The following is a 12,980-nucleotide window of genomic DNA, read 5'->3' on the forward strand; positions in this document are numbered from 1 at the left end:
AAAGTGTGAGCGGTTTTCGGGCGACAGCATGCTCCAACTAAGGCACGAGCGTCTGCTTGATCTGCCAGCGATCATGATACCAGAGCCATTGCTCCGGGTATTCCCGCACCCAGCTTTCCACCTTGTCGTTGAGCAGCTGGGCGGCGGCCGGCAGGTCGAGATTGCCCTTGGCGTCGCGGGGCATGTCTAGCCGCGGCTCGATTTCCAGCCGGTAGCGATTTCCGGGCAGTCGGATGCAGCGGGCCGGATAGACTTCGCAGTCGAACTGTCGCACCAGCTTCGGCAGCAGCGGATTGGTCTTGACGTCGCGACCAAAGAAGGTGCCCTTCAGCCCCTTACGGAATTTCTGGTCGACCAGCACGCCCACGCCCTGGCCCGCTTCCAGCTGACGGGCAAGCGCGAAGGAGGAGCCGGCATGCGACGGCACCAGCTTGCCCATGCGGGCGCTCCGGAAGTCGAACACCTTCTTGGCGACATAAGGATTATTCGGCGGCCGAAAGAGCACGGTGACGTTGAGCCCGAAGGCGGCACCCGCCACCGGCAGCAGCTCGAAATTGGCGGTATGGCCGGTAAAGACGATGAAGGGGCGCGGATTGTCACGCAGGTCGAGGAAGATCGGGACGCCCGACACCTCTACCCTGCCCGGCTCCGACTTTTCGGGATCATAGTCGAACAGCTGATCGAGGAAGACGTATTCAGCCGCAAGCCGGCCCATATTGCCCCAGCTGCCAAGCGCGATCTCCTCGATCTCGGCCTCGCTCTTCTCAGGGAAGGCGTTGCGGAGATTGGTCAGCATCAATCTGTGGCGGCTGGTCAGCCGGCCGAGGCGGCGCATCGTCCTGTCGGCAAAACGGATGGCGCCATCGGCCGGAAACAGCTTCAGGAAATTCAGGAAGCCGAACATCACCTGAGCCACCAGCCATTGCTGGAAATTCCTCAGCGCCAGAACGATCCGGGTGATGAAGAGCTTCACGCGGTCAATCCATCTTCAGGATGATCTTGCCGAAGATCTGGCGCGATTCCATCCGCTCCAGCGCCCGGTCGATATCGCTGAAGCTGACCTCCGTATCGATGACGGGATGGACGAGCCCGCGACCCATCTTCTGCATCGCATCCGCCATGTTCTCCATGCGGCAGCCGAAGGAGCCGAAGAGCTTCAGCTGCTGCTGGAACAGCATCATCAGGTTCATCTCTGTGGAAACACCCGAGGTCGAGCCGCAGGTGACGAGGCGCCCGCCGCGCTTCATGCAGAGCATCGAGCCTGCCCAGGTGTCCTTGCCGACATGTTCGAAGACGACGTCGACGCCCTTCTTCTTGGTGAGCTTGCGCACCACGCCTTCGAAACGGTCGGTGCGGTAGTTGATCACGTGATCGGCGCCAAGCGCCTTGGCCTTTTCGATCTTGTCGTCCGAACCGACCGTGGTGATGACGGTGCAGCCGATCTTCTTGGCAAGCTGGATCGCCGCCGTGCCGATGCCGGAGCCGCCGGCATGGACGAGGATCGTCTCGCCCGGCTCAAGCTTGGCATTGTCGAACAGCATGTGCTCGACCGTGCCGAAGGTGACGGGAGCAAGCGCCGCGCCGATCGCATCGACGCCGGGAGGAGCCGGCACCAGCAGGCGCGCCGGCAGGTTGACCTTCTCCTGCGCAAAGCCGTCGAGATGGAAGCCGTGCACGCCCGAGACATGTTCGCAGAGATTGTCGCGGCCTTCGCGGCAAGGGCGGCAAAGGCCGCAGGTACGCGCGCCGTAGATGGAGACGAGCTGGCCCGGCAGCACGTTGGCGACGCCCGGGCCGATCGCCTCGACGACTCCAGAAGCTTCCGCACCGATGACCAGCGGCATCTTGCGCTTGGCGAATGCCATGCCGCGCCAGCCCCAGACGTCGATATGGTTGAGCGCCACCGCCTTGACGCGCAGCGTCACCTCGCCGGCACCAGGAGCGTCCGGTTCCGGCAGGTCGGTGATCTCAAGCTTGCGGTCATCGATCAGTTGCAAAGCGCGCATGGCAAAATCCCTCGCCTTCAAGACGGTCTTCTTGTTTTGAAATTGTCGCGAACCGCTTAAGCCGGTTCGAGCGCCATGACAAGGCTGGCATTCTGCCCGCCGAAGCCGAAGGAGTTGGAAAGCACGGCTGAAACCTGAGCTTCCCGCTTCTTGTTCGGCACGACATCGAGAACGATCGACGGATCGGGGTTATTGTAGTTGATGGTCGGCGGCAGCGTTCCGGTCAACATCGTCTGCAGCGAGAACACCGCCTCGACGGCGCCCGCCGCCGTCAGCGTATGGCCGATCATCGACTTGTTGGACGACACCGGAATGCCGACGAGCCGATCACCGAACACAGCCGACATCGCGCCATACTCCATCTTGTCGTTCTCAGGCGTCGAGGTGCCATGCGCATTGATGTAGCCGATACCGCTCTCGTCGATGCCGGCATCGGCAAGGGCCGCGCGGATCGTCGCAATTGCCGGGCCGCCGTCGGGCGACGACCGGGTACGGTGGAAGCTGTCGGCCTTGTCGCCGGCGCCCTTCATGATGCCCAGCACCTTGGCGCCGCGGGCAACCGCTGATTCCAGCGATTCCAGCACCAGGGTCGCTGCACCTTCGGCGATGACGAAGCCGTCGCGATCCTTGCTGAACGGCTTGGAAGCCTTGGTCGGCGGATCGTTCTGTGTCGAAAGGGCTGACAGCAACGAGAAGCGGATCAGCGCTTCGGCACTCAGCGATCCGTCGGTTGCGACCGTCAGCGCGCGATCCGTACGGCCTTGGCGGATCGCCTCAATGCCGAGCTGGATCGCCGTGACGCCGGAGGCGCAGGCCGTCGACAGCGTGACGGGAAGGCCTCGGGTGCCGAACCGGTCGGCAAGGCGCTCGGAAATCGCGCCGAACAGGGCGGCCTCATGGAAGGCAGGATCCGGACGCTGGCGCAGCGCCGTCAGGAAGCGCTCATAGGCATCCCCTGGATGGTCGGAAGCCGGCGAACGGTCGGCAAGCTCGAAACGCGCGCTCCATTCCGGTTCGATCGGCGGGGCAGCGAGAAACAGCGGGCCGTTGAAATCGCCGGAAAGGCCGGCATCGGCAAGCGCCTCGATCGTCGTCTCGCGGGCGAAGGCATAGGAGCGCTCGACAGCGTTCGGCGCCGGAATGCCGATAAAATCGACGGTGCCGGCGATCCGCGTCGATAGGCCTTCGGTCGGGAAGCGGTTGATCTCGTGGATGCCCGACGTGCCTGACGAAAGCGCTGCCCAGTTGTCGCTGAGGCCTTGGCCGAGCGAGGTGATGATGCCCATGCCGGTAACAGCCACGATCGGACGGCCGAGGTGATCTCTATAAGCGGAAGCTGTCATATCTCTCACTCCTCACGCGTCTGCGGAAAGAACGGCAACGCCCTCGCCGCGCTGGTGTCCGACCGTGGTCACGACGGCGGCCGTGGCCCCTGCCCGCATCGGCGCCTCATGGGCGGCGTCGAAGGGCGGAACCTTGGCCCTGCCGTCGACGGCAAGGGCTGCAAGCGCCAGACCCAGGGTGAACTGCGTCTCGATCGTATGGCCGGTGACGCCGCCGAAGCCGCGGATCGCAACGTCGGGCAATTGATGCTCGAGCACCGCCCGCTCGCGAGCGGCAAGATCGTGCATGCCGGTCGATCCGGAAAAGATCGCCGTGCTCTCAGCGGCAAGCCCGGCAGCCGGCGCCAAGAGCCGCTCCAGCCGGACTTCGAGATTGCCGGAATTGCGGTTGCCGCGGTCGCCCTCGACCGCGTCGATGACGGCATAGATATGGGCGCCGCGGGCTTCGGCGTGTCTGCGCGATTCGAGCACCAGGAAGGCGCCTGCCGAACCGGTGATCATGCCGCCGCCGTCGCTCGGCTTGCGCGACCAGAGCGGCACCCAGTCGCCGCGCGCATGAGCGCCGATCGCTTCGGTGAGCAGGATCATATCCGGCCGTTCAGCCGCGAAGGCGCCTCCAACAAGCGCATGCGAGGATTCGCCTGATTTGATGCGGTAGAAGGCGGTTTCGACGGCGGATATGCCGGCCGCTTCCTCGCCCATGAAGGTGCGCGAGGAACCGGTGACCTTGTGCACGATCGAGATATTACCGGCGAGCAGGTTGGAAAGCTGGGCGAGGAACAGTGTCGGCCTCAACTCGGTCGTCAGCTTCTCGTTGAGCAGCAACTCGCGGTCATTGCGCTTCAGCGCCTCGTCGACGATCAGTGTGTCGACATTGATGTCGCGCTCGCCGCCCCCGGCTGCCACGATCATGTCCATCGTGCCGCAGGCTTCGATATCATCCTTGAAGCCGGCATCGTCGAGCGCAAGGCCGGCGGCAAAGACACCGATGCGCTGCCAATTCTCCATCTGGCGCTGATCGCCGCGCTTGGCAATCTGCTGCGACCAGTCGATCTCGGGCAGCGGATGCACCGGATAGGGCTTGAACTTCTCGGTCTCGACGATCGCCTTCGGGCTGCTCGCGGCCGAAAGCAGCGCGATATGCGCGTCCTTGCCGACGCCCTGACAGGTGACGATGCCGATGCCCGAGATAACGACGTCGTTTGCAGCCTTGCTCATCCAATCACTCCCTGCGCCGCGATCGCTTCGAGAAGCCCGATCTCGCCGGCACGTTTCTTCACGATATCGCCGAGCGGCACCTCGGAAAACGGCATGGTGCGCAGTTTCAGCTGCGCATCGCAGACCTTCTTGCCGCCGCTGGTGATTTTAGCCTTGGTGACCGCAAAACCCGAACCGTCATGCTCCAGCACCGCCTCGATGTCGAGCACGGCTTCCGGCTCGACGAAGGTGCGCATCTTGGCGCCGTCGACCGCCATCAGGAAGGGCATGGCGGCAAAATTGGTGACGGCAAGCACCAGCATGCCGGAGGCCTGGGCCATGGTCTCGATCAGGAGCACGCCGGGAACCAGCGGCATTCCGGGAAAATGACCCTCGAAGACGGGGCTCTTGGCCGGCACGACGGATCGCGCCTTAAGCGTGCCCTTCTTCAGGTCCACCGCTTCGACGCGGTCAATCATCTGGAAATATTCCAGCAGCATTCGGATCCTCCGGCCCGACAGGCCAGATCCGCCCGCCGGTGACGCCTAAAGCGCGTCTGGTTCGCACTTTAGGTCTTTGTTTTTATGCATGCCGTTGTCCCAAAACCGCTGCGCACTTTTGGGCGGCATGCACTAGTTAGGAACGAAACCGCCCGGCCGCCATATTCACGGCGGCAGGGCGTTCAAAAAAGACTGTTATATCGCTCAGGCCTTGGCTGCTTTGAGCTCGTCGATCTTGGCGCAGAGGTTCTTCAGCACGAAATATTCTTCGGTGGAAACCTTGCCTTCGTTGACTTCCTGCGTCCACTTTTCGAGCGGGATCTTGATGCCGAATTCCTTGTCGATCGCAAAGACGATGTCGAGGAAATCGAGGCTGTCGATACCGAGGTCGTCGATCGTATGGCTCTCCGGCGTGATCGTCGCGCGGTCGATCTCGCTGGTTTCTGCAATAATGTCGGCAACTTTATCGAATGTAGCGGTCACGCGCTGTACCTCATGAAATGACGATTTAAACCCCCTCATAGGCAAATCCATTTCAAAAGCCAATGCTTTCGTCCCGGCGTTGCGGCAATTTGCCGGCTGGGTGTTGCCTAAACAGCAATGGAATGCCGGCCTTTGCCGTCACCCAGGGCACGAGGCGATGCCGCAGCAGAAAGTTCGCCCCGCCGGCGGGGCGAAGAAGCCGTCCGAATCAAGCCCGCGGACGGCCTCTTCTCGGCGCAGGCGCCTCCAACAACAACAGCCAGGGCACGGAAACTTTGATCTGGATCAAATCGCGATCCCGGCGAAATTGATAATCATCAAGCCGCGCTGGAAGAAATCGGGATAGCCGAACCCGCAATCGCGGCGTAATCGTCTAGGGTATGCCCAGCACGCCCGGCATGCGCAGCCATACCGGCACACGCGGATTTCGAAGGGATCAGGACATGGACGTCGCACGCAGTGAGGTTTCCGACGCCGGCACTCTCGTCGCCTGCCGTTCCTGCCAGGCGCGGCACGGCGTCGTCTGCGGCGCGCTGTCGGGCAGCCAGCTCCGGGAACTCGGCCGCCACTCGCTGCGCCGCAAGGTCGATGCCGGCAGCGAGATCATCGCTCAAGGCTCGGAAAGCTCTTTCTATTCGAACATCATGCGCGGGGTGGTGAAACTCTGCAAGGTGATGCCGGACGGGCGCCAGCAGATCGTCGGCCTGCAATTCTCCCCCGATTTCGTCGGCAGGCCCTTCGTGCGCGAAAGCACGCTGTCGGCCGAGGCTGCGACCGATTCCGAAATCTGCGTCTTCCCGCGCAACCTGCTCGACCGCATGATATCGGAGAGGCCGGAACTGCAGCGCAGCCTGCACGATCAGGCGCTGACGGAGCTGGATGCCGCGCGCGAATGGATGCTGACGCTCGGCCGGCGCACCGCCGAGGAGAAGGTCGCAAGCCTGCTCCACCTCATCGCCACCCACGCCGAACCGCAAACGGCCACGAGCACCGCCTTCGACCTGCCGCTATCCCGCGCCGAGATCGCCGACTTCCTCGGGCTGACGATCGAAACCGTCAGCCGCCAGATGACCAGGCTGCGCAAGAGCGGCGTCATTCGCATCGAGAACTTCCGACATATCATCGTTCCCGACATGGATGAGCTGGAGCGGATGATCAGCGCGTAAACTGGGATCAGCTGCCGATTTCGGGTCAGGCGCTGATCTGAGATCAGCGCATAAAAGGGGGATCAGCTGTCGATTTGCTGATCCGAGATCAGCGCGGCGCATAACCCGTTGGGTTAGCGCGTAATGACCACGCGGGTATTGGCAAGGCCGGCCTGCCGCGTCAGCGAGAAGAACTGGGCGGCATTGTCGGGATGCAGCCGAACACAGCCATGCGAAGCCGGCCGACCCAGGCGCTTCAGGTCGAAAGTGGCGTGAACGGCATAACCGCCGTTGAAGAATACGGCGTAGGGCATCGGCGCATTGTCGTATTTCCTGGAGCGGTGATCGCGCGACAGCCACTTGGCGCGCCACGAACCGGTCGGCGTGACATAGCCGTTGCGCGCGGTCGAAACCTTCCACCGATACTTGACGAAGCCGTTCTCGGAAACAGTCATCGTCTGCTTGCCGATGCTGATATTGGCGACCAGCGTTGCTGCCTGAGCGGCAACAGGAGAAAACTGCAGCAATAAACTTGCGGCCGCAGCCGCCAAAATCGTCTTCATCATAACCCCTCTTCGAACTCGCGCAGCTTAATTGCGCCCTCACGAAAGAGAGACTACGGCAATACTTATTAGATTGCTTTAATCCGAATGGTAATCACAATTTTAACGGGGCAGGCCGGACACGATGCACCGTAAGAACGCAGCGCCCGCTTACTGCAGCTTGCGCGCCGCCGAAGGCTGATTCAGCCGCTGATAGGCCTTGTTCATCTTCTCGCGGATCGAGGCCATCGTACCGAGATTATGGCCGCAGGCAGCGCAGGTGATGATGTCGGTCTCCTGGATCTCCGGGCGCTCGAACTTCATCTTGGTGCTCTTGCACTTCGGGCACGGTAATTCAACCTGAACTGTCATCGCTCTGTTTCCGTCTGATAAGATATGAGGCGGTTCGAATAAACCTTTGCGGCGGCCATGTCCACCGGGCGTGGGGTACCCTAGAGAAAACACAAGAACAGCCCGAAGATGATGCCCGTAAGCACCATGCAGCTGGCATAGAACACCGAAACGCCGTCCTCGATGTCGGCCGCAGTGGCCATATCGCGCCCGGGATTGTTGATCATCGGCTCTGCCACGAGGACGCCGCCATAGACCCGGGGGCCGGCGAGCTGGACATTGAGCGCACCGGCCATTGCCGCTTCCGGACGGCCGGAATTCGGCGAGCGGTGCAGGCCGCCATCGCGCATCGCCACCCGAACCGCTTCTCGGCTGGCACTGGTGCCGCGCCTGATCCAGGCGCCGGCGGCGATCAGCAGGATCGAGAGGCGGGCAGCCGGCCAGTTGGCGATATCGTCGAGCCGGGCCGCCGCCCAGCCGAAATCGATGTATTTTTCCGACCTGTGGCCGATCATCGAATCGGCTGTGTTCAGCATCTTGTAGACGAGCAGTCCCGGCAGGCCGAAGACAGCATAGCAGAGCGCCGGCGCCACCACGCCATCGGAGAAATTCTCGGCAAGGCTTTCGATCGCCGCGCGACACACGGCCGGTTCGTCCAAAGTCTCGGGATCGCGCCCGACGACGCGTGAGACCGCGGATCGCCCGCCGGCAAGCCCCTCGTCGCGTAAGGCGACGGCAACGGCTGCGACATGATCGGCAAGACTTTTTTGCGCCAGGAAGATCGCCACCAGCCCCGTTTCCAGCAGAATGCCGGCAAGGCCGAACAGCGCGAAGAACCGGTCGAACACGAACCCTGCGGCCCCTGCCAGAAGAAGCAGCGCCAGGATAGCGGCGACGCCGTTCATCCGGCGTTGCGAACCCGTCAGGCTTGATGGATTGAGCTGCTGGTCGGCATAGGAGATCGCCGCGCCGAAGATGGCGACGGGATGCGGCACCCGCGACCACAGCCATTGCGGATCGCCGACGATCCGGTCGAGCAGGAGCGCCAGAAGCAGCACGAGAAGGTTTTCGTCGATCGTCATTGCTCAAATCTCTGAAGGGCTTGGCTAAGCCGCCTGTCCGCCGCCACATCGGGCGTCAGCCCGAAACGCAGCCACTCCGGCGCATAATCGAACTTGCGGACGAGAATATGATGGCGGCAGAGATGCGTGTAAATGTCGCCGGCTCTCGCATCGGCGACAAGGGTAAACAGCGCCGTCCCTCCCGCCATCCGCAATCCCGCGCCCTTCAGCACTGCATGCAGACCGGCGCAACGCTCATTGATGCGGCTGCGGATCGGAGCAACGTCCGAGCGCAGCAGCGAACCTGCAATCGAAAGAGCCGGGCCGGAGACCGCCCAGGGGCCGAGCCAGTCTTCGAAACGCGCGAGAATATCATCCCGCGCAATCGCAAAACCGAGCCGCAGGCCGGCAAGCCCGAAAAACTTGCCGAAGGAGCGGAAGATGATCAGGTTGGAAAGTTCTTGCACGCGAGCTGCGAGGCTCAGCGCCGGATCGGTATCTCCGAAAGCCTCATCAACGACGAGAAGCCCGCCTGCCGCTTTCATTCTGTCGTGGAGGGCAATCAGCGTTTCGGCCGGCCAGGCCCTGCCGTCTGGATTGTTCGGATTGACAACGACGGCCAACAGATGCTCGGCGCGGACCGCGGCGACATCGCCGACCGCATCGACGGCAAAACCGGCCGAGGTGAAAGCCCGAGCATATTCCCCATAGGTCGGCGACACCACGGCCACGGCAACCCTCTTGTCCGTCGTGGTTCCCCTGCCCGCCTCGATGAGGCGCGGCAGAAGCTGGATCACCGATTGCGTGCCGGGCACGGGGAGCGGCAGGATCTCACCGCTGCCATAATGATCACGCGCCGCGCGCCTTGCCTCATCGACGAGATGCCGGTCCGGCAGGCGATGCCAGGCCCTTGCCGGAATGTCAGGCAGGGCGACAGGGCATGGATTGATGCCGGTGGAAAGATCGAGCCAGTCTTCCGGCCTGCCGCCGAAGATGGCGGCAGCGGCGGTGATGCCGCCGCCATGGGCGATCGGTGCGCTCATGCGGCAGCTCCGGCCAGATCGATCAGATGCATGTAGGAGCCCGCCACCTGGTCGCGCCGGAGCCCGGCAGCACCCAGATCGGTCCCGAGTGCATCTTGCGTTGCAAACAGTCGCTTCCCCTCGCCCTCGGAGACGACGGTGGAATAGTGGAATTCATGCGCCGTCATCGTCCGCGCGAAGAAGGCGCCGTCGAGCGGCATGACACGGCGATAGCCGAGATGGCGTTTCCGCTTGGCATAGCTGGTGACGACGGGCAGCAGACCAAGCATTTCATGGCGTCGCCCTTCCGCGTCGATCAGCCCGTCGCCAAGCACCATGTAGCCGCCGCACTCGCCGTAGATCCTGATGTCGCGCGCCGCCGCGTCAAGCATGCCGGCGCGGAAATTCTGCGCCTCCGCGAGCCGCCCTGCATACAGCTCGGGATAACCGCCGGGCAGATAGATCGCATCGGCATCGCCAGCCGGCGCCTCGTCGGCAAGCGGCGAGAAGAAGGAGATCGCAGCACCCCGGCGACGCCAGCCGAGCAGCATATGCTCGTAGGAAAAGGCAAAGGCGACATCGCGTGCCACCGCGATACGGGCGCCCAGCGGCATCAGCCGGTCGATATTGGCGGCCGATGGCCGGTTGAGCCCCTGCCTGGCGATGCGCAGCAGGAATTCGAAATTGCATTCCTCGGAGACGGCATCCGCCGCGTGATCGATGAAGCTTTCAAGGGTCGCATGTTCACCGGCTTGGACGAGACCGAGATGGCGCTCCGGCAGGGAAAGCGCCTTGTCGGTGCCGATGACGGCGATGACGGGCATACGGATAGCTTCAAGGGCCTGGCGCAGCATCGCCTCGTGCCGGTCGCTGCCGACCTTGTTGAGGATGACGCCGGCAACGCGGACATCGGCGCGAAAACCGGCAAAACCGGCAACCAGCGGCGCCACCGACTGCGACATGCGCGAGGCATCGACGACGAGCACCACGGAAAGGCCGAGCTGGGCGGCAAGATCGGCGGCCGTGCCCTTTCCGTCAGCCGCGCCGTCGAAAAGCCCCATCATCGCCTCGATGACAAGAATGCGGTCGCCTGAGCGGTGAAGAGCTGAGTTGGCCGAGATCAGCTCGGGGCGCATCGCCCAAGGGTCGAAATTCAGGCAGGGCGCGCCGCTTGCCGCCGCATGGAAGGCCGGGTCGATATAGTCAGGGCCGGCCTTGCCGGGCGCGACCGCAATACCGCGCCGGCGAAGCGCCCTGAGCAACCCGAGCGTCACCGTCGTCTTGCCGGCGCCGGAGGAAGGGGCTGCGATCAGGAGGCCGCTCATGCCCGCACCTTGCCTGACCGCCGGAACGGATCGGGCAGCAAGCGCCGCCCAGCCAGTGCACCGAGCCAATCGAGTGAAGCCCGGAGCCGCACCACCTCGCCGACGACGACTACGGCCGGCGGTTCGAGCCCTGAAGCGGCAACAGCCTCGGTCGCCTCTCCGAGCGTCGTCTCCAGCACCTGCTGCCGGCCGGTGGCGGCATTGCAGACGAAGGCGACGGGCTCGGATGGCAGCCGGCCTGCGGCGATCAGGCGGGCGCTGATCTCGGCGACATGCTTCATCGCCATGTACATGACGATGACGGGCGAACCTCGGCCGATCGCCTCCCAGTTGATCCTGTCGGGCACGATGCCGGAAGAATCATGGCCGGTGAGGAAGGTCACGGCATGGTTGATGTCGCGATGCGTCACCGGGATGCCGGCATAGGCGAGCCCGCCGATGCCGGCGGTGATGCCTGGCACGATGCGGAAGGGGATATTGTGCTCGACCAGCGTCAGCGCCTCCTCGCCGCCGCGGCCGAAAACGAAGGGATCGCCGCCCTTCAGCCGCAGCACCCGCTTGCCGGCACGCGCCAGCTCCACCAGCCGCAGCGAAATGTCGCGCTGTTTCGCTGAAGGCTTGCCGCCGCGTTTGCCGGCATATTCCACCAGCGTTTCCGGCCGCGCCAGCGCCAGGCATTCCTCATTGACCAGCGCATCGTGGACGATGACCTCGGCCTCGAAAAGCCCCTTGGCGGCGAGCAGCGTCAAAAGCCCGGGATCGCCGGGACCGGCGCCGACCAGCCAGACGCTGCCCGGCTCAAGCACCGGAAGATGGGAGAATGCGGCATCGATCATGTTGCTGATCTAGGCCCCGCAAAGGGTAAGGTCAACGCCGCGCCCGTCACCTCACTGGAAGTTGCTGAGATTGCTATGACTCACTTTGTGAAAAGGCGGATTCGATTTCGCAACAAACCCACCCAACAATATGAATACATTATAAATCATCACAAAGGCTAGCCGCGGCGCGGCCGGCCTTCCAGTCCGTCAGGCGGCAAGCAGCGTGTTGCGGATGAGGTCGATGACCTTCTCCGAATCGATGCCGGTGCAGACGATCTGGCTTGGCAGTCCGTCCCAGGCGCCATCGGGCGGGAAATGCCGGCCGTCCCGCTTGACGATCGTCTGGCCATCGGCGATGCCGCCGCAGACAACGCGCACCGCACCCGATATCGACGAGAACAGCTCCGGCGCCACGGCATAGACACAAGCGCAGCTGTCATGCACCATCATGCCGTCTTCGACCGCATGCTTGTAGAAATCGATGTAGGACTGCGAGAGTGCGTCAAGCTGCTTGACCGCCTTGTCACCCCTCGCTGCCATTTCGCCGAGATAGCTGCGGCTCATCGTGGTGATTGCGGTGACGTCGAGGCCGATGACGGCCACCTTCCACGGCGCGGTCATGACGATGTCGGCAGCCTCGGGATCGCCGTGGATATTGGCCTCGGCGACCGGCGAAACGTTGCCCGGCACATAGAAATTGCCGCCCATGATGACGACGTCCTTGACCAGCGTCGCAATCTCGGGGTCTTCCTTCAGCGCCAGCGCCAGATTGGTCATCCGGCCGACGGCGACAAGGCGTACCTCGCCCGGATTGGCGCGCACCGTATCGATGATGAAGCGATGCGCCGGGCGCGGATCGAGCGGCAGGTCGATCGTCTCGGGCACGTCGATATCACCGAGGCCGTTATCGCCATGCACCATGGCCGGCCATGGCCGCTCCGTGCGCGAGGAATCGATGGTGACGCCGGCGCCTTTGGAAACGGGCGCCGGAATATTCCATTCGCGCTTCAGGAAGAGCGCATTGCGCGTCGTCGTCTCGACTGAAGCATTGCCGAAGACGGTGGTGATGCCGAGAAGGTCGATTTCGGGATGACGGTGCAGGAAGAGAAGCGCCATGGCGTCGTCGACGCCAGGGTCCGTGTCATAGATGACCTTATGCATGAGATATCCTCTGAATGTGAACCGCG

At 63.3% G+C, this 12,980-nt stretch carries 14 protein-coding genes; 1 reads left to right on the plus strand and 13 read right to left on the minus strand.

Going from position 1 to position 12,980, the window contains the following annotated elements; genetic code table 11:
* Positions 1–37: 37 nt before the first annotated feature.
* The 6 genes from G9X68_RS13510 to G9X68_RS13535 form a co-directional block, all read right to left on the minus strand.
* A complete protein-coding gene (locus tag G9X68_RS13510) occupies positions 38–973 on the minus strand; it encodes a lipid A biosynthesis lauroyl acyltransferase (RefSeq protein WP_171602780.1) in 936 nt (311 codons plus the stop codon).
* Between the two features lie 4 nt (positions 974–977).
* Positions 978–2,006 (minus strand): zinc-binding dehydrogenase, encoded by a 1,029-nt coding sequence (locus G9X68_RS13515; RefSeq protein ID WP_129420340.1) that lies wholly within the window; start codon positions 2,004–2,006, stop codon positions 978–980.
* 56 nt (positions 2,007–2,062) lie between these two features.
* Entirely contained in the window at positions 2,063–3,349 is a 1,287-nt protein-coding gene (locus G9X68_RS13520) for a beta-ketoacyl-ACP synthase (protein ID WP_171602781.1), read from the minus strand.
* A 12-nt stretch (positions 3,350–3,361) separates the two neighbouring features.
* Complete coding sequence (locus tag G9X68_RS13525) at positions 3,362–4,567, minus strand: beta-ketoacyl-ACP synthase (protein ID WP_171602782.1); 1,206 nt, start codon at positions 4,565–4,567, stop codon at positions 3,362–3,364.
* Entirely contained in the window at positions 4,564–5,046 is a 483-nt protein-coding gene (locus G9X68_RS13530) for a 3-hydroxyacyl-ACP dehydratase FabZ family protein (RefSeq protein WP_171602783.1), read from the minus strand. The genes G9X68_RS13525 and G9X68_RS13530 overlap by 4 nt, the downstream gene beginning before the upstream one ends.
* A gap of 204 nt (positions 5,047–5,250) precedes the next feature.
* Positions 5,251–5,529: an acyl carrier protein gene (locus tag G9X68_RS13535; protein WP_003540486.1), complete on the minus strand. Its 279-nt coding sequence runs from the start codon at positions 5,527–5,529 to the stop codon at positions 5,251–5,253.
* A 443-nt stretch (positions 5,530–5,972) separates the two neighbouring features.
* Between G9X68_RS13535 and G9X68_RS13540 the strand changes: the two genes are divergently transcribed.
* Positions 5,973–6,695: a Crp/Fnr family transcriptional regulator gene (locus tag G9X68_RS13540; RefSeq protein WP_171602784.1), complete on the plus strand. Its 723-nt coding sequence runs from the start codon at positions 5,973–5,975 to the stop codon at positions 6,693–6,695.
* Positions 6,696–6,808: 113 nt separating this feature from the next.
* Here the strand turns inward: G9X68_RS13540 and G9X68_RS13545 are convergent, their stop codons facing one another.
* The 7 genes from G9X68_RS13545 to G9X68_RS13575 form a co-directional block, all read right to left on the minus strand.
* Entirely contained in the window at positions 6,809–7,237 is a 429-nt protein-coding gene (locus G9X68_RS13545; RefSeq protein ID WP_129420337.1) for a L,D-transpeptidase, read from the minus strand.
* Positions 7,238–7,387: 150 nt separating this feature from the next.
* Complete coding sequence (locus G9X68_RS13550) at positions 7,388–7,588, minus strand: ECs_2282 family putative zinc-binding protein (protein ID WP_171602785.1); 201 nt, start codon at positions 7,586–7,588, stop codon at positions 7,388–7,390.
* 80 nt (positions 7,589–7,668) lie between these two features.
* A complete protein-coding gene (cbiB, locus tag G9X68_RS13555; protein WP_171602786.1) occupies positions 7,669–8,649 on the minus strand; it encodes an adenosylcobinamide-phosphate synthase CbiB in 981 nt (326 codons plus the stop codon).
* Positions 8,646–9,671 carry a threonine-phosphate decarboxylase CobD gene (gene cobD, locus G9X68_RS13560; RefSeq protein ID WP_171602787.1) on the minus strand — a complete coding sequence of 342 codons (1,026 nt, stop codon included), beginning with the start codon at positions 9,669–9,671 and terminating at the stop codon, positions 8,646–8,648. Before cobD ends, cbiB begins: the two co-directional genes overlap by 4 nt.
* Positions 9,668–10,975, minus strand: coding sequence for a cobyrinic acid a,c-diamide synthase CobB (locus G9X68_RS13565; protein WP_171602788.1), 1,308 nt, complete (start codon positions 10,973–10,975; stop codon positions 9,668–9,670). The genes cobD and G9X68_RS13565 overlap by 4 nt, the downstream gene beginning before the upstream one ends.
* Positions 10,972–11,811: a uroporphyrinogen-III C-methyltransferase gene (gene cobA, locus G9X68_RS13570; RefSeq protein ID WP_171602789.1), complete on the minus strand. Its 840-nt coding sequence runs from the start codon at positions 11,809–11,811 to the stop codon at positions 10,972–10,974. The genes G9X68_RS13565 and cobA overlap by 4 nt, the downstream gene beginning before the upstream one ends.
* Before the next feature lie 189 nt (positions 11,812–12,000).
* On the minus strand, positions 12,001–12,954 hold the full coding sequence (locus G9X68_RS13575; RefSeq protein WP_171602790.1) for a nucleoside hydrolase: 954 nt from the start codon (positions 12,952–12,954) through the stop codon (positions 12,001–12,003).
* Positions 12,955–12,980: the final 26 nt, after the last annotated feature.

The organism is Rhizobium changzhiense (assembly GCF_013087625.1).
Lineage (GTDB): Bacteria > Pseudomonadota > Alphaproteobacteria > Rhizobiales > Rhizobiaceae > Rhizobium > Rhizobium sophorae.